This window comes from Streptococcus sp. HMSC057G03 (assembly GCF_001808745.1).
In the GTDB taxonomy this organism is placed as follows: domain Bacteria; phylum Bacillota; class Bacilli; order Lactobacillales; family Streptococcaceae; genus Streptococcus; species Streptococcus parasanguinis_Z.
Map to the genome: position 1 here is coordinate 326338 of NZ_KV794434.1, position 20020 is coordinate 346357.

Annotated in this window: 16 protein-coding genes; 15 read left to right on the plus strand and 1 reads right to left on the minus strand. The window is 44.2% G+C overall.

Annotation, left to right across the window (positions count from 1 at the left end; translation table 11 throughout):
* Positions 1 to 91 precede the first annotated feature (91 nt).
* The 3 genes from ligA to pulA all read left to right on the plus strand — a co-directional run bounded on the left by ligA (position 92) and on the right by pulA (position 5398).
* A complete protein-coding gene (gene ligA, locus HMPREF2686_RS09970) occupies positions 92 to 2050 on the plus strand; it encodes an NAD-dependent DNA ligase LigA (RefSeq protein ID WP_049506053.1) in 1959 nt (652 codons plus the stop codon).
* Between the two features lie 9 nt (positions 2051 to 2059).
* The gene (locus tag HMPREF2686_RS09975) at positions 2060 to 3022 is read left to right on the plus strand and encodes a diacylglycerol kinase family lipid kinase (protein ID WP_003006748.1); all 963 of its coding nucleotides are present in this window, start codon (positions 2060 to 2062) and stop codon (positions 3020 to 3022) included.
* A gap of 78 nt (positions 3023 to 3100) precedes the next feature.
* The gene (gene pulA, locus HMPREF2686_RS09980; RefSeq protein WP_070450558.1) at positions 3101 to 5398 is read left to right on the plus strand and encodes a type I pullulanase; all 2298 of its coding nucleotides are present in this window, start codon (positions 3101 to 3103) and stop codon (positions 5396 to 5398) included.
* Positions 5399 to 5452: 54 nt separating this feature from the next.
* On the opposite strand, the gene HMPREF2686_RS09985 is transcribed toward pulA, so the two are convergent.
* The gene (locus HMPREF2686_RS09985; protein WP_070450561.1) at positions 5453 to 7612 is read right to left on the minus strand and encodes an LTA synthase family protein; all 2160 of its coding nucleotides are present in this window, start codon (positions 7610 to 7612) and stop codon (positions 5453 to 5455) included.
* A gap of 230 nt (positions 7613 to 7842) precedes the next feature.
* On the opposite strand from HMPREF2686_RS09985, the gene HMPREF2686_RS09990 reads away from it, so the two are divergent.
* From HMPREF2686_RS09990 to rlmD, 12 genes are all read left to right on the plus strand, one after another.
* On the plus strand, positions 7843 to 9006 hold the full coding sequence (locus HMPREF2686_RS09990) for a class I SAM-dependent rRNA methyltransferase (protein ID WP_049506058.1): 1164 nt from the start codon (positions 7843 to 7845) through the stop codon (positions 9004 to 9006).
* A complete protein-coding gene (aroD, locus tag HMPREF2686_RS09995) occupies positions 9003 to 9680 on the plus strand; it encodes a type I 3-dehydroquinate dehydratase (RefSeq protein ID WP_049474751.1) in 678 nt (225 codons plus the stop codon). Before HMPREF2686_RS09990 ends, aroD begins: the two co-directional genes overlap by 4 nt.
* Positions 9670 to 10542 carry a shikimate dehydrogenase gene (aroE, locus tag HMPREF2686_RS10000; RefSeq protein WP_049506060.1) on the plus strand — a complete coding sequence of 291 codons (873 nt, stop codon included), beginning with the start codon at positions 9670 to 9672 and terminating at the stop codon, positions 10540 to 10542. Before aroD ends, aroE begins: the two co-directional genes overlap by 11 nt.
* Positions 10543 to 10703: 161 nt before the next feature.
* Positions 10704 to 11777: a 3-dehydroquinate synthase gene (gene aroB / locus HMPREF2686_RS10005; protein ID WP_049506062.1), complete on the plus strand. Its 1074-nt coding sequence runs from the start codon at positions 10704 to 10706 to the stop codon at positions 11775 to 11777.
* Between the two features lie 6 nt (positions 11778 to 11783).
* A complete protein-coding gene (aroC, locus tag HMPREF2686_RS10010) occupies positions 11784 to 12950 on the plus strand; it encodes a chorismate synthase (protein WP_049506064.1) in 1167 nt (388 codons plus the stop codon).
* A 16-nt stretch (positions 12951 to 12966) separates the two neighbouring features.
* Positions 12967 to 14073: a prephenate dehydrogenase gene (locus HMPREF2686_RS10015; protein ID WP_049506066.1), complete on the plus strand. Its 1107-nt coding sequence runs from the start codon at positions 12967 to 12969 to the stop codon at positions 14071 to 14073.
* Between the two features lie 100 nt (positions 14074 to 14173).
* Positions 14174 to 14512, plus strand: a complete 339-nt coding sequence (locus HMPREF2686_RS10020) for a YlbF/YmcA family competence regulator (RefSeq protein WP_003014453.1) — start codon at positions 14174 to 14176, stop codon at positions 14510 to 14512.
* 171 nt (positions 14513 to 14683) lie between these two features.
* Positions 14684 to 15967 carry a 3-phosphoshikimate 1-carboxyvinyltransferase gene (gene aroA / locus HMPREF2686_RS10025; protein ID WP_070450564.1) on the plus strand — a complete coding sequence of 428 codons (1284 nt, stop codon included), beginning with the start codon at positions 14684 to 14686 and terminating at the stop codon, positions 15965 to 15967.
* Positions 15960 to 16445 carry a shikimate kinase gene (locus tag HMPREF2686_RS10030; protein ID WP_070450567.1) on the plus strand — a complete coding sequence of 162 codons (486 nt, stop codon included), beginning with the start codon at positions 15960 to 15962 and terminating at the stop codon, positions 16443 to 16445. Before aroA ends, HMPREF2686_RS10030 begins: the two co-directional genes overlap by 8 nt.
* Entirely contained in the window at positions 16436 to 17290 is an 855-nt protein-coding gene (pheA, locus tag HMPREF2686_RS10035) for a prephenate dehydratase (protein WP_070450570.1), read from the plus strand. The genes HMPREF2686_RS10030 and pheA overlap by 10 nt, the downstream gene beginning before the upstream one ends.
* The gene (locus HMPREF2686_RS10040; protein ID WP_049474742.1) at positions 17287 to 18603 is read left to right on the plus strand and encodes an LCP family protein; all 1317 of its coding nucleotides are present in this window, start codon (positions 17287 to 17289) and stop codon (positions 18601 to 18603) included. Before pheA ends, HMPREF2686_RS10040 begins: the two co-directional genes overlap by 4 nt.
* Before the next feature lie 62 nt (positions 18604 to 18665).
* Positions 18666 to 20020: 23S rRNA (uracil(1939)-C(5))-methyltransferase RlmD (gene rlmD / locus HMPREF2686_RS10045; protein ID WP_070450573.1), on the plus strand; the 1355-nt coding region annotated here is incomplete at its 3' end.

Consider the following 20020-nt stretch of genomic DNA (forward strand, 5'->3'; position numbering starts at 1 on the left):
GAGGCTAGGACTTTTGTCCCAGCCCCTTTTTTTCATGCTAAGAATGCAGTAAATTCAAGGCTAAATTGTGATTTTATGATAAAATAAGAACATGAAAACCAGAATGAAAGAATTAGTGGAATTACTCAATCGATATGCTTACGAGTATTACACAAAAGACGCTCCATCTGTTTCAGATAGTGAATATGATCAATTATATCGGGAGTTGGTGGAACTAGAAACTGCTCATCCAGATGAGATCTTACCAGAGAGTCCAACTCACCGTGTAGGTGGGGTGGTTTTAAAAGGCTTTACCAAATACCAGCACCAGTATCCCCTTTATAGTTTGCAAGATGCTTTTTCGCGTGAAGAATTAGAAGCCTTTGATCAGCGTGTCCGTAAGGAATTTCCTTCTATCAGCTATGTATGTGAGCTGAAAATTGATGGCTTGTCCATTTCCCTCACCTATGAAAATGGAGTCCTCGTAACGGGGGCGACACGTGGGGATGGTTCTGTCGGTGAGGATATTACAGAGAACCTCAAGCGGGTCAAGGACATTCCTTTAGTGTTACCAGAGCCAGTGAACATCACGGTTCGAGGCGAGTGCTATATGCCACGGGCTTCCTTTGATCGGGTCAATCAGATCCGTCAAGAAAACGGTGAGCCTGAGTTTGCTAATCCACGGAATGCTGCTGCAGGAACGCTTCGCCAATTGGATACGAAAATCGTGGCCAAGCGAAATCTCGCAACCTTCTTGTATCAAGAAGTGAGTCCGACGGATCAAAGCAGTCAGGAAGGCGTGCTTCAGAAATTAGCCCGCTTAGGGTTTGTCGTGAACCAAGAGCGAGTGCTGGCTGAGGATATGGAGCAAATTTGGGACTTCATCCAAAAAGTAGCTCAGCTTCGAGAGGATCTTCCCTACGATATCGATGGGATCGTCATCAAGGTCAATGATCTAGCTGTTCAAGAAGAACTAGGCTTTACCGTAAAAGCTCCTAAATGGGCTGTCGCCTATAAGTTTCCAGCTGAAGAAAAAGAAGCGAAAATCTTATCGGTGGATTGGACGGTTGGACGGACCGGAGTTGTGACCCCAACGGCCAATCTAACTCCAGTCCAGCTAGCAGGAACCACTGTTAGTCGGGCAACCTTGCACAATGTGGACTATATTGCTGAAAAAGATATCCATCAGGATGATACCGTCATTGTCTACAAGGCGGGTGATATCATTCCAGCGGTCTTACGTGTCGTCAAAGATAAGCGAGTCTCTGATCAAGCATTAGCCATTCCAAGTCATTGTCCGAGCTGCCAAAGTGAGTTGCTTCATTTTGAGGATGAGGTGGCTCTTCGCTGTATCAATCCGCTCTGTCCAGCTCAGATTAAGGAGGGATTGAACCACTTTGCAAGTCGGGATGCTATGAATATCACAGGCTTGGGTCCAGCTGTTGTAGAGAAACTCTTCGCGGCTCAGTTGGTAGAGGATGTAGCTGGGATCTACCGGCTCACTGTAGAGGATCTATTAACCTTAGAAGGCTTCAAAGAAAAATCGGCTGAAAAACTCTATGAAGCCATTCAAGCTTCAAAAGAGAATTCAGCTGAAAAGTTACTCTTTGGTTTGGGAATCCGCCATGTCGGAAGCAAGGTCAGTCAAATCTTGCTCCAAGAATTCCATGACCTCGATCAACTGGCTACTGCTGATCCAGAACGGATTGCCAGCATTGATAGTCTCGGTATGGTCGTGGCTGAAAGTCTCAAGTCTTATTTCGCACAAGAGGGATCCAAGCGTCTCCTGCATGAGTTGAAAGAAGCTGGAGTCAATCTGACCTACCTTGGTGGAAAAGCTGCTGCCGATGCGGCCCTTTCAGGGATGACAGTTGTTTTGACTGGGAAGCTAGAGCGGCTCACACGTTCAGAAGCAAAGGCCAAATTAGAGAGTCTGGGTGCTAAGGTAACTGGTTCTGTTTCCAAAAAAACAGATTTGGTCGTAGCAGGTAGTGACGCTGGTAGCAAGTTAACCAAAGCACAAGAATTAGGAATCCAGGTAGAAGATGAGGCCTGGCTTGAAAGTTTATAGAGGATCTTTATGGTAGAACGAATCAAAAAAGCCCGTTTAATTTATAATCCGACCTCTGGGCAAGAAATTATCAAGAAAAATATTGCGGAAGTCTTGGACGTACTCGAAGACGTGGGCTATGAAACCAGCGCTTATCAAACGACTCCAGAACCATTTTCTGCCCAAAATGAAGCAGAAAGAGCTGCTAAAGCAGGCTTTGATTTAATCATTGCCGCTGGTGGAGATGGTACGATTAACGAAGTGGTCAATGGGGTCGCAGGTCTGGAAAATCGTCCGCAGATGGCCTTTATCCCGACCGGTACCACCAATGACTATGCGCGTGCCTTGAAGATCCCGATGGGTGATCCTGTGGCGGCTGCTCGCATTATCGAAAAGAATCAAACCATTCAGATGGATATTGGTCGTGCCTATGGCAGTAAGTATTTCATCAACATTGCTGCAGCAGGAACCATGACAGAATTGACCTTCAGTGTTCCAAGTAGTGTTAAATCTCGCTTGGGTTACTTTGCCTATGTGGCAGAAGCTGCTAAAATGTTGCCGCGAAACAAGGCTCGTAAGGTGCGGATTGAGCATGACAATGGTGTCTTTGAAGGGCCAGCGTCTATGATTTTCGTGGCCTTGACCAACTCGATTGCTGGTTTTGAAAGTGTCGCGCCAGATGCTAAGCTTGATGATGGGAACTTTACCTTGATTATCGTAAAAACTGCTAAGCTCTTTAACATGTTGTCCTTGATGATTCAGGCCATCAATGGAGGCAAGCATGTGCACGATGAAAATGTAGAATATCTCAAGACCAAGAAGTTGACGATCGAAATGTTAGGAAAAAATGCTCAACCATTCCGTATCAATCTAGATGGGGAGTACGGAGGAGATACGCCGGTTGAATTGGAAGTCTTCCATAATCACTTGGAATTCTTTGCGAATATTGATGAAATCAACAACGATGCTTTGGTTCACCCATCTGAAGAATAAAAACAAATAGTTGGAGTCCATTACGTGTTTTACAAGCGGATGGTTCCTTCGGTATTAAATTGGAAATAGGAAAATGTTATGCGACAATACCATGTAAAGCTTCATTTTCATAAGCAAAAAGGAAATTATTTTGCCTATGATATGTGGCAGTGGCAGGATCAAGTAGAAGGAAAATCGGTCTCTTTCTCCAAGTTGGATTATTTTGGAGTGGAGGGAAATCTGGTATACGAGAGTGAGCATGCCTTGAACCGGGGCCATGTCCTGGTTAAAGAAGGGGATTGGCTCACCAAGACCCGTGATTTTGAAATCGAACTCTTACCAGAAGGGCATGTTCGAGAAGTGTGGATTCTTGATGGAGACGATACAGTCTATTATTCTTTGCAAGCTGCTTTGACGAGTCATGCATACAGCCATCGTCAGCCTCATGCCTACGATATGGCGATGCACCCTAGAGAGTTTGATGCTAAATGGGCGTATCAAGGCTGGCTCGGTCATCGGGAGGAAGAAGGGGAGCATTGCTTTAAACTATGGGCACCAACGGCTAAGAAAGTTGAATTGTTGCTTTATCAATCAACTGAGCTGGATGCGCCTATTTGGAAGACTATTCCGATGATGCGAGGCAAACAAGAGTCTAGCTACCATCCAGAAAACACCCAAGGTGTTTGGATTCTAGATTTTCTAGGAAATTTAAGTGGCATGGCTTATCAATATCGTGTGCATTTTGAACACCAGACTCAAGTGACGCGCGATCCTTATAGCATTGCAACGACAGCCGATGGAATGCGTTCAGCCATTCTCTCAAGAGCAGATCGTCAGTTTGATTGGGGCAATAAAAAATGCGCCGATGCGACTCCTTGGCGTTTGGACAATCCTTGTCAAGCAGTGATTTATGAGATGCACCTTCGGGATTTGACCAAGTCACCGACATCAGGTGTAGACGAAGTCCTGCGTGGGACCTATCTGGGGGCTTGTCAAAAAGGAACCGTCAATAGCCATGGTGATGCAACTGCCTTTGATTATATCCGTCAGTTAGGGGTCAATGTCGTGCAACTTCAGCCCATTTCTGATCGCTTTAAACAGTACGACGAAGAAGGCCAGGTGACCTATAATTGGGGCTACGACGTTCAGAATTATTCTGCACCAGAAACTAGCTTTTCGACGGATCCATCCAATCCGAAACAAACCATGAAAGAGCTCAAAACCATGATCCGGGCTTATCATGAGGCAGGAATTTCTGTGGTCATGGATGTGGTCTACAATCATATCTACTCGACCGAACATGGTCCTTTCCAAAATACAGTACCTGATTATTATTACCGGATGGAGCCAGATGGTCGCTTCCAAAATGGGACAGGTGTTGGGAATGAAACAGCTAGTGAGCATGAAATGTACCGCAAGTACATGATTGATTCCCTCACACACTGGGTCAAGGAGTACCAGATCGATGGTTTCCGCTTTGATTTGATGGGCATTCACGATGTGACGACAATGAATGCTATTCGGGAGGCGATGGATGCTCTGGATCCTCGCATTCTCCTTTATGGAGAAGGTTGGGACATGGGAACCGGTCTCGCACCAGAGGACAAGGCTAAGAAAGACAATGCAGCGCAATTGCCTCGAATTGGTTTCTTTAATGATACGGAGCGCGATGCCATTAAAGGGGCTGAGGTTTATGGTTCCATCAAACGTGGCTTCGTCAGTCGAAAATCGACGGAGAATATCGTTGCACGTGCTGCTTTAGGTAGTGCGGAGCTTGGCAATTATTTAAGTCCCAATCAGGTCTTGAATTATGTGGAAGCTCACGATAATTATAATCTTTATGACTTGCTTCAGACCCTTCATCCGAATGAAGAAGTAGCAGGCTTGGTCAAGCGCTCAGAGTTGGCTACAGCCATGAATCTGCTCTTCCAGGGCATGGCCTTTATGCAATTGGGTCAAGAGTTCATGAGGACTAAATTGGTAGCGACAGGTCCTGATGGTGAGATCACCCCTTTGGATCGTGAACGGGCCATGAATTCCTACAATGCTCCAGATTTTGTGAATCAGGTCAATTGGGATCTGGTCAGTCAAAACAAGGAATCAATTGCCTATATCCGAAGCTTGATCAATTTGAAGACAAGTCTTCCTGTCTTAGGATTTGAAAGCTATGATAAAATCTATCAACAAGTCTTTATTCAATCTGCAACTGATACCAGCGGTCTTGTCATCTATGAACTAACAGGAGACAAGAAGTACTTGGTCATCTTCAACGCCAGCGGACTTCCATATTACCTCCAAAATTCAAATAAATTGAAATTGATGGTTGGGAATAGTCGTCATAAACGACCATTCTACGTGGAGAATTTAACAGCTTCTGTTTTTGAAGTCCTAGACTAAGTATTTTTAAAAGAAATCATAAAATCCCTGAGTTTTTAAACTCAGGGATTCTTTTTATTTAGAAGAACTGCTACTGGTATCTGTTGAGGAAGAACTATCGTCTTCTGGGTGCAATTCTTTATAAGTTGGTGCCTTGAAGAGATCGACGGTGGACTGATTGCCACGTTGGTTATAAAGGCTGGTTGATTTGTCACCTTTTTCCTTTTCAATCTTCTTCAATGCCTTGAAGGAATTGGTGTAGGAATAATCTTCTGGATTGACTTTTCCAAGATCATTGCCCTTGAAGAAGCGAAGGAGGTCACCGGTCTGGATGCTATCGCTAATCTTCAATTGAAGGTTAGCAGCTTCCCTGATCTTGTCCAGTTCTTCCTTGGTTTTTTCGTCTGGGTTGGTGATTTCCTCACCTGTTTTGGTGTAATAGGTCCGGCCACTATAGCTCGTATACTCTGGAGTAACAAAGTAGTTAGCGGAACGGAAGGCGACGATTTGATCATGTTCTGGTGAGAGCATATCTTGACCAACTTGGAGGAATTTGTTGGATTCAATACCTAGCAAATGTTCCAAGGTTGGGAGCATATCAATTTCACCACCATAGGTATCAATGATGCCACCCTTATCCATACCTGGAATGACTACCATATAAGGTACGCGTTGCAACATGGCATTGTCATAGCTTGACCACGTTTCAGAGTTCTTACCAAGTAGAGGAGCAAGAGCTGGGTTGCGGGAGTTTGAAATTCCGTAGTGGTCCCCATAGAGAACGATGATGGAATTTTTGTAAAGACCAGATTCTTTCAGGTAATCAAAGAAGGCTTTGATCGAAGAATCTAGATAGTTAGCGGTCGCAAAATAGCCATTGATGGTTTCGTCCTGAGTCTTAGCTAGAGGGAAGCCGAGATCATCTCCTGACAAGCTGGTCGTATAAGGATAATGGTTTGAAACCGTAATGAACTTCGTATAGAAAGGCTGTTGCAATCTTTCTAGGTATTTGATGGAATCCTTGAGCATGTATTTGTCATTAAGACCATACTGGAAGGAATTGCTGCTGTTTTGTTTGGTGAAGTAGCTGGCATCAAAGAAGTAATTGTAGCCCCATTGTTTATAGGCGGTATTTCGGTTCCAGAAACTTCCAGCATTCCCGTGGAAAACAGCGCTCGAGTTGTAACCATTTTTTGAAAGAATAAATGGTGCAGCCTGTTGGGTATTGGTTCCACCATAGTTCACCATAAAGGAACCTTGGTTGAGTCCAAAGAGCCCAGTTTCAATCATGGTCTCAGCATCAGACGTTTTCCCTGCCTTGACTTGGTTAAAGACATTCGAAAAGGCAAAGGTTTCCTTCGAATGATAGAGGGAATTTAAGAAAGGCGTCACTTCATATTCTTTATCGTCTACTTTCAACTTGTAATCGATCAAGAATTGTTGGAAACTTTCCAAGTGAATGTAGATGACATTACGGCCTTTGGCCATTCCGAAGTATTCAGGATTAGCTTTGGCATAATGCTGTTGGATATATTCTTCAACCGGTTTTAGATCTGCCTCAGATGCTTTGGAACGCTCTTTGTTTGCAACATAAGTTTGATTAGCGCTGTATCCTAGAAAAGCAGGAAGACCCAAGGCACGAACAACATAGTAGTTTGAGAACCCACGAGTCAGGAGCTCAGGTCGGTCAATTTCTGCGAGGAAAAGGTTGGCCGAAAAGAGCATGGCCGATAAAGAGGTAACCGCAAAACTAGCTCGTTTATTGAAGGGACGATTGTCCATTCGAATCCATTTCTTAAAGAAGAAGAAAGCTAGAATAGGGAAATCTAGAATGTAGATCACATCCCAAGGGCGGAACAATTCTAAAGCAGCAGCTCCGAGGCCAGCAGAAACCTTGCTGGAAGCCAACATGGTATTGACCGTTACGAAGTCTGTAAATTCTCGATAATAGATGGAGTTAGAAATCAACCAAATAAATAAGAGAAGGTAGATCCCAAAGGCCAAACTATAAAAGAGCTTGGTTCGTTTGATATAGAGTGCTAGACCGATGAAGAGCAAACTGATCGGCAGTGGGTTGATCACTGCTAGAAAAATCTGATAGGGTCCTTGAATGTCTAAATTAAAATCAACTGAATAGGCCCACATGGTTTTGAACCAGTAGAGCAACAGAAGGGTCAAGACAAATCCTAGTCTGGTACTCATGAAATTGAGTATCGAATTCGTAATTTTTTTCACAAAATGTTACTTCCTTGTCTTATTTCCTAAAAATTTTCATATACAAGTATACCACAATTTTATGTAGAAAGAAAAAAATGACTGTAAAGGAGAGGAAAGAAATAGGAAAGATCCGGCATTTTATATCATTTGAAGCTAAATGATGAGAACTAGGATAAAATGGTAAAAAAAGTTCCAGTAAATAAAGCCTCTCTTTGTGAAAACTGCAGACTTTTGCTATAATAGAGGGTATGAAAAAACTCACGGTCAGTCGCCAAGTCGCAACAAAAATCAAACAAGGACAATCCCTTCTTGAAAAGCAAGATTTTGAGTCACTTCCTGCTTTGAATCAAGCGGTTCAATTGCTTTCAGGAGATGGACAATCCCTCGGGGTCGGATACTTATCTGAACAAAATAAAGGGATTGGATGGTTTGTTTCACAAGAGTTGGTCGCTTTTGATCAAGACTTTTTTAAAAAGCTTTTCATCAAAGCCAAGCAATACCGTCGTTCTTATTATGCGGATGAAACGACGACAGCCTTTCGTCTTTTTAACCAAGAGGGAGATGGTTTTGGTGGCTTCACGGTTGACTTGTATGGTGAGTTTGTTGTTTTTTCTTGGTACAATCCCTTCGTATTTCAGATTAAGGAAACCATTCTAGCAGCCTTTCAAGAAGCTTTTTCAGAAGTCCGAGGTGGCTATGAAAAGATTCGCTTTAAAGGTTTGGACTATGAATCGGCTCATGTCTATGGAGAAGAAGCACCGCAAGAATTTTTGATTCTTGAAAATGGGGTCTCTTACCAAGTCTTTCTCAATGATGGCTTGATGACGGGGATCTTTTTGGACCAGCATGAAGTCCGAGGAAGTTTAGTTGAGGGGCTCGCTGCTGGTAAGTCCTTGCTCAATATGTTCTCTTATACAGCTGCTTTTTCTGTTGCAGCTGCCATGGGCGGAGCAGTAGAGACGACTTCGGTCGATCTGGCTAAGAGAAGTAGAGAATTATCAGAAGCGCATTTTGTGGCAAATGGCTTGGCGCTGGATGCTCATCGTTTTGTCGTGATGGATGTCTTTGACTATTACAAATATGCCAAACGCCATGACCTAAGCTATGATGTGATCGTGCTTGATCCGCCTAGCTTTGCGCGGAATAAAAAACGGACATTTTCAGTCGCTAAAGATTACCATCGATTGGTCAGCGAGGCACTCGAGATTTTAAATCCAGGTGGGATCTTGATTCTCAGTACCAATGCGGCAAATGTGACCAAAGAAAAATTTAAAAAACAAATCGAAAAGGGATTTCAAGGCCGTAAGCATCGCTTTCTAGCGGAATACGGACTTCCGGGAGATTTTCGATGGAACAAGAAAGAAGAAAGTAGTAATTACTTAAAAGTATTTACGATTAGGGTGGATGTATGAAATTAGTTGTTTCGATTATGCCTCGCTCCTTAGAAGAGGCGCAACAACTAGATAGTTCGCGTTACGAGGATGCAGATGTTATTGAGTGGCGTGCGGACTTTTTAGAAAAAAGCGAGATCTTAACCGTCGCTCCTGCAGTTTTTGAGAAATTTGCTGGACGCGAGATTTTATTCACCTTGCGGACTCGAGCTGAAGGTGGAGGGATGGAGCTGACTAATGAAGAATATGTTGGGATCCTGAAAGATATTCAATCCATCTATCATCCGGATTATATCGATTTCGAGTATTATAGTCACCGTGAAGTCTTTGAAGAGATGTTGGAATTTTCAAATCTTGTTCTCAGCTACCATAACTTCCAAGAAACTCCGGAAAATATGATGGAGATCTTATCGGAATTGACCAGTTTTTCTCCAAAATTAGTCAAAGTATCTGTCATGGCCCACAATGAACAAGATGTTCTTGACTTGATGAATTATACGCGTGGTTTCAAGACACTGAACCCTGAGCAAGAATATGTAACGATTTCCATGGGCAAGGTCGGGAAGATTTCGCGCTTGACAGCTGATTTGACAGGCTCTTCTTGGTCTTATGCTAGAGTCGGAGATGAAAGTGCTCCAGGTCAAATTCCTCTTGAAAATATGAGAAGAATTCGGGAGTTATTAAATGAAGATTGACGGATATACTCGGATGGCAGCGGTCATTGCCCATCCCATTCGTCATAGTATCTCTCCTTTCATCCATAACCTAGCCTATGAATTAACAGCGACCAATGCTGCTTACCTTGCTTGGGATATTGCTGAAGAAGATTTAGAAAGCACTGTCAGCCAAATTCGTAAGTTAGATATGATTGGGGCCAATATTTCCATGCCTTTTAAGCAAAAGGTTTTTCCTTATCTAGATGAAGTGGATGAGATGGCCCGAAAGATCGGTTCTGTCAATACCATTGTTCACCGTGATGGCAAGCTTAAGGGCTATAATACGGATGGAATTGGTTTCTTTCGTAGTTTACCTCCTGCTTTCTCCATTAAGGGAAAAACAATGGTTCTCTTAGGTGCAGGTGGTGCAGCTTTAGCGATTATTGCACAGGCCATTCATCTAGGTGTGAAACGTATCCTTGTCTTTGTGAGAGAGGAAAGATTGGTCCATTATCGTTCCAAGGTTCAGTTGCTAGAAGATGCCTTTGATTTCTTGATAGAATTGTATGCGATTGAGAAAGATGAAGAAGTTCAAAACTCTTTTCATCAAGCCGATCTTATCTTAAATGCCACTGGTGTAGGCATGGATGGTCATTCTCTTCCGATAGCGAGTTACTTGACCTTTCCCCTACATGCCTTAATCGTAGAGATGGCCTACTATCCGGCAGTGACCCCCTTTCTGCAATTAGCAGTGAATCAAGGAAACCAGAGGGTAAATGGGCTGGGAATGCTCTTTTATCAAGCTGAAGCAGCCTTTGAATTAATGACTGGGAAAGTATTTCCTACAGAGTCTGTATGGGAAGCATTGACAACAGAATATCGCCAATTTGTATGTGACTAAGAGAGGGGTTTACCTTTTCCTATTGAAAAAGCTTTATGAGATTAGAACAAGAACTGATTTTAAAAAAACAGTCTTGCTCTAGTCTCTTTTTCATTTTGATTGAGACATGTGCCCTATTTCATGATAAGATAGAATCAAAGAAAAACGCGAAGGAGATTCCTATGAACGTATCGGTACCTATTCCAGGACATTCCTATGATATTGTGATTGAAAGAGGTGGTCTCAACCAGGTTGGAGACTGGTTGCGCACTCTTTGGGGCGATAAAAAAGTCGCCATTATTTCCGATAACCGCGTGGCTAAGCTATATGCCTCTATCGTAGAGAAGAGCCTTGAGAAAGCTGGTTTTCAAGTGGTGCGCTTTGAGTTTCTTCAAGGAGAAGCCAGTAAGAATCTAACCACTGTTTCAAAAGTCTATGACTTTCTAGCTACCCAGGGCATGACGCGCAGTGATGGTATCGTCGCTCTTGGGGGTGGCGTAGTTGGTGATTTGGCTGGTTTTGCTGCCTCGACCTATATGCGAGGAATTTCCTTTGTTCAGATCCCGACTAGCTTGACCGCACAGGTGGACTCCTCTATCGGAGGAAAAACAGGAGTCAACACAGCACTTGCTAAAAACATGGTAGGGACCTTTGCTCAACCAGATGGTGTGTTTATTGATCCTGAAGTGTTGAGCACTTTAGGGCAACGTGAATTGATCGAGGGGATGGGCGAAGTCATCAAGTACGGCCTCATCCAAGATACGGAACTTTGGGAAGAATTGGAAGCCATGGATGGTTCCATCGAGAGTATTTTAGAGCATGCAGAGAGCATCATTTCCCATTCTTGCCTGGTGAAGCGAGACCATGTGGTGGCAGACGAGCTGGACAATGGCATTCGACTGTATCTCAATTTTGGTCATACCATCGGGCATGCCATTGAAGCGACAGCTGGTTATGGTCAAGTTATGCATGGAGAAGCTGTCAGTATGGGCATGGTGCAGCTCTCCCGAGTTGCAGAAGAAAAGGGCTTGATGCCAAAAGGAATCAGCCAACAAATCGAAGAAATGTGCCGGAAATTTGGCCTTCCGGTGACCTATGAGAACTGGGATAAAGAAGCCCTTTATCAAGCCTTGACCCATGACAAAAAGGCGCGTGGGACGAACTTGAAATTAGTAATTGTTCCAGAGTTGGGGCAAGCAGCGATTCATCAAATCCCTCTTCAAGAAATGAAGGACTTTTTAGAAAGAAAGGAATAAGGTCGTATGAGATATTTAACAGCAGGAGAGTCCCATGGGCCTCGATTAACAGCCATCATCGAGGGCGTTCCAGCAGGCCTTCCTTTATCTGAAGAGGATATTAATAAAGAGCTCAAACGTCGACAAGGTGGCTATGGTCGTGGTGCTCGGATGAAAATTGAGATTGACCGGGTCGAGATCACATCAGGGGTCCGTCATGGCTTGACCATGGGAGGTCCGATTACTCTGAACGTGACCAATCTGGATCATCAAAAATGGCTAGAGATCATGAATGTAGCACCGGTCGAAGAGAAAAAGAAAAATCTGCGTAAGATCACCAAGCCACGTCCTGGTCATGCCGATCTAGTCGGAGGGATGAAATACCGTTTCGATGATCTCCGTAATTCCTTAGAGCGTTCTTCTGCACGTGAGACGACCATGCGTGTAGCCGTTGGTGCAGTTGCTAAACGGATTTTAGAAGAGATCGGCCTTGAAGTAGCCAGCCACATTGTGAATTTTGGGGGAATCGAGATTGCAATTCCCGAGAATCTAACCGTTTCAGAAATCAAGGAAAAGGCAGGTCAGTCGGAAGTTTCGATCGTTGTGCCAGAACAAGAAGAAGCCGTTAAGGCCTATATTGACCAAGTGAAAAAAGATGGCGATACCATAGGGGGAATTGTGGAAACCTTGGTTGGCGGTGTGCCTGTTGGACTAGGATCCTATGTGCAATGGGACAAGAAATTGGATGCCAAAATCGCTCAAGGAGTGGTCTCTATCAATGCCTTTAAGGGAGTTGAGTTTGGCCTTGGTTTTGAAGCAGGTCGCCTAAAAGGTAGTCAAGTTATGGATGAAATCATCTGGTCTCAGGACACCGGTTATACCCGTCGCACCAATAATCTTGGTGGTTTTGAAGGGGGCATGACCAATGGTGAGCCCATTCTGGTTCGTGGCGTCATGAAGCCTATTCCGACCCTCTACAAACCTTTGATGAGTGTGGATATTGAAACCCATGAGCCCTATAAGGCAACGGTTGAGCGCAGCGACCCAACGGCTCTACCCGCTGCAGGAGTGGTAATGGAAGCAGTGGTCGCAACGGTTCTTGCTACAGAAGTGCTTGAAAAATTCTCATCCGATAACTTGGAAGAATTGAAAGAAGCCGTTGCTAAGCACCGGGACTTTACGAAGAATTTTTAAGAGAAAGAGTTTTCCTTTGGAGAAGAAAGTTGTATATATTGCAGGCTTGGGCTTGATTGGTGCTTCACTCGCGCTAGGCATTAAGAGAGCCCACCCAAACGTGACCATTCTTGGTTACAATCGAAGTGAAGCCTCTCGAACCATCGCCCTTGAAAGAGGAATGGTGGATCAAGTGACGGATGATTTCGAAGCCTTTGCCCCTTTAGCAGATATCATTATTTTGTCCCTTCCCATCAAGCAAACCAAGTCTTACTTAGAAACCTTAGCTGGCTTGCATTTGAAAGACCGGGTACTGGTGACAGATGCAGGCTCTACCAAGGCAGAAATTGTCGCACAAGCTGAAAAAGTGTTTACAGATAAGGCTGTTCGCTTTGTGGGAGGACATCCCATGGCTGGTAGTCATAAGACAGGTGCTGCAGCAGCAGATGCCACCTTATTTGAGAACGCTTATTATATTTTTACCCCTTCCAGCTTGACCACAGGGGGTGCCATGGAAGAGTTGAAAGAGCTTCTGAGTGGATTGAGATCTCGATTTATTGAAATCGATGCCGAGGAACACGATCGGGTGACTTCCCAGATCAGCCATTTTCCTCATATTTTGGCCTCGACTCTGGTCGAGCAGGCCGTAGCTTATGGGGAAGAGCATGAAATGACCCGCCGTTTTGCGGCTGGAGGCTTTCGGGATATGACACGGATTGCGGAAAGTGAGCCAGGCATGTGGACTTCTATTCTCTTGTCCAACCCTCAAGCGATATTAGAGCGGATTGCAGATTTCAAAGAGCGTTTGGATCAAGTGGCCGAGACCATCCAAGCAGATAACGAAGAGGCCATTTGGTCCTTTTTCCAAGAAGGGCGCAAGCACCGAAAAGAAATGCAGATCCATCAGCGTGCTGGACGCGATAGTGCCTATGATCTTTTTATCGATGTTCCCGATCAGGAAGGCGTCATTCTTGAGATTCTGCAAATTCTACAAGGGATTTCATTGGTCAATATTCACATCAATGAAGAAAATCGTGAAGATATCCACGGGATTTTGCAGCTGACCTTTAAAAATGCAGAGGATCAAGAGCGGGCTCAAACCTTGATCAGCCGGGCGACCTCTTATACCGTCCTTGCTCGATAGGTCTACAGAAGGATTTGCATCAAAATGCCTACTTCATTTTAGGAATATTGAGGGAAAAGCAGTATAATAGAAGTATCTTATCAGTAAAGGAGCCCATAAAATGGCAAATATTTATGATGTAGCAAACGAACTCTCTCGGACCCTGCGAGACCTTCCTGAATATAAGGCTGTCGTAGAAAGCAAGCAAGCGATCGAAGCAAATCCAGAAGCGAAAACGCTGTTTGACGAATACGTCGCTTTCCAAAATCAACTGCAAGGCTTGATGCAATCCGGTCAACTTCCAACAGAAGCTGTACAACAAGAAATGAAGGACTATATGGAAAAAATCCAAGCAAGTCCGATTGTGAATGAATTTTTCACTAAACAACAGCAATTGTCTATTTATCTTGCAGATCTTGAAAAGATCATCTTTGAGCCGATTCAAGATTTATACAAGTAGAAATTTCTACCAGAGTTGTCATTTCGACTCTGGTATTTTCGTTCGCCACTAGATCAAAAGAAGCTCAAAAAAAGCTAGGAAACATTCGTTTTTTGTTCCAAATTTTTGATCAAAAATTGAATTCATACCTTAATTATGATAGAATATGAGGAAAAGCATCTGGAGAAGGCAATGAAATTAAGAACCAATAGCAAGGGTCTAAAGGGAACCATTCGTGTCCCTGGTGACAAATCCATCAGTCACCGATCCATTATTTTTGGAAGTCTTGCAAAGGGCGAAACCAAGGTCTATGATATCTTGCGAGGCGAAGATGTGCTCTCTACAATCCAGGTGTTTCGAGATTTAGGAGTCTCCATCCAGGATGACGGGGATGTGATTCGGATTCAAGGGGTAGGCTTTCAGGGCCTACAAGTTCCGACAGCTCCCCTTGATATGGGTAATTCAGGGACTTCTATTCGTTTGATATCAGGTGTCCTAGCGGGCCAGGATTTTTCAGTGACCATGGTCGGAGACGATAGTCTTTCCAAACGGCCTATGGATCGTGTAGCGATTCCACTGCGTCAAATGGGAGTAGAAATTGCTGGCCAGGGAGAGCGTGATTGCCCGCCTTTGCATGAAAAAGGAACCCATCAGCTTCACCCCATTCATTACCGTTTGCCAGTCGCATCGGCTCAAGTCAAGTCGGCTCTCATCTTTGCTGCTCTACAGGCTGAGGGTGAATCGACGATTATCGAGAAGGAAAAGACGCGTGACCATACGGAGGATATGATTCGCCAATTTGGCGGAGAGATCCAGGTAGACGGAAAAACCATCCGCATCCAAGGTGGACAAGAGTTCCAAGGTCAAACAGTCATTGTTCCTGGAGATATTTCCAGTGCAGCCTTTTGGTTAGTTGCTGGACTCATCCTTCCAGATAGTGTGATCAAGATTGAAAATGTTGGTATCAACCAGACGCGGACAGGGATTCTCGATGTGATCCAGGAAATGGGGGGAGATCTCACCATTGAGGATCGCGATGAAAAAGCGGTCTCTGCAAGCCTTACTGTCAAGACCTCGTCCTTAAAAGGGATTCGGATTGATGGGAAGTTGATTCCACGCTTGATTGATGAATTGCCGATTATTGCTTTACTAGCAACACAAGCAAATGGTCAGACCGTGATTGCGGATGCTGAGGAGCTTCGTGTGAAAGAAACGGATCGCATCCAGGTCGTAGCAGATAGCCTCAATGCCATGGGAGCCACTGTCGTGCCAACGGAAGACGGTATGGTCATCACCGGACCAACTCCCCTACATGGAGCAGACTTAGAGACCTTTGGAGATCACCGAATTGGGATGATGGCTGCCATTGCTGCCTTATTAGTAAGTGAAGGAAATGTGATGCTGGATCGGGCAGAGGCCATTAACACCAGTTACCCTAGTTTTTTTGAAGATTTGGAGACCTTACTGCATGGCTAAAATTTTACTTGGTTTTATGGGAACAGGTAAAACGACCGTTGGTCGCATTCTTGATCCAAAGTTCCATGATATGGATGAATTAATTGTTGAAGAGATCGGCATGTCGATTAATGATTATTTCGCAGTGGAAGGAGAAGCCGCCTTTCGTCGCCGCGAGGCTGATATGTTAGAGCGTTTATTGGAAAATGAAGCGGCTATTATTTCTCCTGGAGGTGGGATTGTGGTCAATCCTCATAACCGTGCGCTCTTGGAAAAAAATCCTCACAACATTTATCTGCGGGTAGATTTTGAAACCTTGTACAAACGGATTCAAAATGACAAAGCCATGCAACGTCCCCTCTTTTTAAACAACACCAAAGAAGAATTCAAGAAGATTTTTGATGGACGTTTACCTTTGTATGAAGCGATTGCTACCCATATTGTGGATGTTGAGGACAAAACACCTGAAGAAATTGCGGAGATCATTCGATGCTTGTAGGCTATCTAGGTCCCAAGGGATCTTTTACCCACGATGTGGTGACTCATAGTTTTCCAACTTCTGAACGCATCGCTTATCGAACGATCACAGATGTTATTAAGGCCTATGAAAATCAAGAAATTGATTTTGCAGTCGTCCCAGTTGAAAACTCGATCGAAGGTAGTGTCCACGAGACCATCGATTACCTCTTTCACCAAGGGACCATCCAGGCCGTTGCAGAAGTGGTCTATCCCATCAAGCAACAGCTCTTGGTGGCTAGAAAAGATCAGCCTATTCGAACGGTCTATTCGCATCCACAGGCCTTGGCCCAAGGGAAGGCTTTTCTAAGGGCCCATTATCCAGATGTGGCCATGGAAATGACGGCTTCAACAGCCTATGCAGCCCGCTATGTAGCAGAACATCCAGAATTGGAGATTGCAGCTATTGCCCCTCTGGCAGCAGCAAGTGAGTACGGTTTGGAAGTCCAGGCCAAAGACATCCAAGAAATCGAGGACAACTACACGCGTTTTTGGATTTTAGGGGCAAAAGAGCCCTTGATTTCAGAAACTTTGAATCTTTCGAGTCAAAAGATTAGCTTGGCTTTAACCTTGCCAAGTAATCTGGCAGGAGCCCTCTATAAGGGTTTGTCCACCTTTGCTTGGCGGGGAATCAATTTAACCAAGATTGAAAGTCGCCCCCTAAAAACAGCTTTAGGAGAATACTTTTTCATTATTGACCTCCTAAATGAAGCGCCTGATCTAGTGCAGTTTGCCTATCAAGAATTAGACAGTCTGGGTATTCAGACAAAAGTCTTGGGTCAGTATCAGGTCTATACCATAAAAGATAACGGAATGGAGAAAAGATGAGTAACGAATCCAACTTTCTATCTCACCATGAGCGAAAGCGATTAGAGTACTTATACTCAAATTTTCATTATTTGAATGAACGAGAACAACTAGAATACAATTATTTGCTCAAAAAAAGTCAAGGAGTTTATGAGGAAACAGAACCCCTTCAACAGCCTGAAGTAGCTGCTACTGAAGAAGTGCAAGGGGAGATTGCTGAACCGATTGGTGACCTTCCTGTTTACCAATCACGTAGCAAAAAAACAAAGAAAAAAGCAGTTGCTGCGACGAGCGATCTACCTAAGAAACCACGGAAAAAGATCCGCGTCAAGCGGATCCTCAAGTGGATAGCTCTCTTTTTCTTGCTCATTATCGGTGGCATGGTCTTTATGTTTGTGAAAGGCCTCAACAGTAAACCAGCTGGTAAGGATGCCAAGCCTGCAGTCGTCGAGAAATTTAACGGCAAGAAGTCGCGAGATGGGGTCAATATCCTGATCTTGGGGACAGATGGTCGGATCGGTGAGAAATCAGATGAGACTCGGACAGACTCCATCATGGTGGTCAATGTCAATAACAAAGAAGGAAAGATCAAGATGGTCAGCTTCATGCGAGATACATTGGTCCATATCGATGGTGTCAGCCAGCAAAATATTCCTGAATACGATGGCTACTATGACCAGAAGCTCAATACTGCCTTCACCATCGGGGAGCAAAATAACAACCAAGGGGCTGAATTGGTGCGTCAGATGCTCAAAGATAACTTTGACATTGACATCCAATATTACGCCATGGTCGATTTCAAGACCTTTGCGACAGCGATCGATACCCTCTTCCCGAATGGGGTCGAGATGAATGCGCAGTTTTCAACAGTTGATGGCGAAAAGGTCAGTGAAGTAGAAGTACCAGATGATTTGAACATGAAAGACGGTGTCGTTCCGCAACAAACCATCAAGGTTGGAAAGCAACGGATGGATGGCCGGACTCTTCTCAATTACTCGCGTTTCCGTAAGGATGATGAAGGGGACTTTGGCCGGACCCGTCGCCAGCAAGAGGTCATGTCTGCTATCATGCATCAGATCAAGGATCCAACCAAACTCTTTACGGGATCAGAAGCCCTTGGGAAAGTCTTTGCTATGACGTCTACCAATGTACCTTTCTCCTTCCTATTGACCAATGGACTTGGCCTAGTCGGTAGTGCTGGAAAAGGAATTGAACGAGTAACCATCCCAGAAAATGGGGATTGGGTCGATGCCTACGATATGTATGGTGGCCAAGGCTTGCTCGTCGATTTCGATGCTTATAAAAAGAAATTGTACCAAATGGGATTGAGATGATATAATAAGGGGATAGGAGTTTTGGACTCCACCCCTTTTAATTTGTAGAAAGATAGAACACCATGTTAAAGAAAAATGAAATTGTAACCGTTGAGATTGTCGATTTGACCCACGAAGGAGCAGGAGTGGCTAAGGTCGATGGCCTGGTCTTTTTTGTGGAGAATGCCCTGCCAGGAGAAGTCATCCGCATGCGCGTGCTTAAAGTCAACAAAAAGATTGGCTACGGAAAAGTAGAGGAGTACCTAGAAAAATCCCCTCATCGTAATGAAGAGCTTGATCTTGCCTATTTACGAAGCGGAATCGCCGACTTAGGGCACCTGGCTTATCCCGAGCAACTGAAATTCAAGGCCAAGCAGGTCAAGGATAGCCTCTACAAGATGGCGGGAATCTCTGATTTCGGAGTCCCCCTGACCTTGGGGATGGACCATCCTGTCCAATACCGCAACAAAGCCCAAGTTCCTGTTCGTCGTGTTAATGGTGTTCTAGAGACTGGTTTCTTCCGTAAGAATTCTCATGATCTTATGCCGCTTGAAGATTTTTATATTCAAGATCCAGTGATAGACCAAGTTATTCTTGCTTTACGAGATTTACTTCGTCGTTATGACTTAAAACCCTATGATGAGAAGGAACAGTCTGGTCTGATTCGTAACCTTGTTGTACGTCGTGGCCATCATTCAGGTCAGATTATGGTTATTTTGGTGACAACTCGTCCTAAAATTTTCCGAGTTGAACAGTTGATTGAACAAGTCATCAAGCAGTTCCCAAAAATCATATCAGTAATGCAAAATATCAATGACCAAAATACCAATGCGATTTTCGGGAAAGAATGGCGTACTCTCTACGGTCAAGACTATATTACCGACCAAATGTTGGGCAATGATTTCCAAATCTCTGGACCAGCCTTTTACCAGGTCAATACCGAAATGGCAGAGAAGCTCTATCAAACAGCCATTGACTTTGCGGACTTAAAAGAAGATGATGTGGTGATCGATGCCTATTCAGGAATCGGAACTATTGGCTTATCAGTCGCTAAACATGTCAAGGAAGTCTACGGAGTGGAAGTTATCCCAGAAGCAGTAGAAAATAGCCAGAAGAACGCAGAATTGAACGGTATCACCAATGCCCACTATGTCTGTGACACAGCTGAAAATGCCATGAAGAATTGGCTCAAGGAAGGCATCCAACCAACTGCCATCCTGGTCGACCCACCACGCAAGGGCTTGACCGAAAGCTTTATCAAAGCAAGCGCTCAAACAGGAGCTGCCCGCATCGCCTATATCTCCTGTAACGTCGCCACCATGGCGCGTGATATCAAACTCTATCAAGAGTTGGGCTACGAATTAAAGAAAGTCCAGCCGGTGGATTTGTTTCCACAAACGCATCACGTTGAGTGTGTAAGTTTGTTAGTGAAACGTAG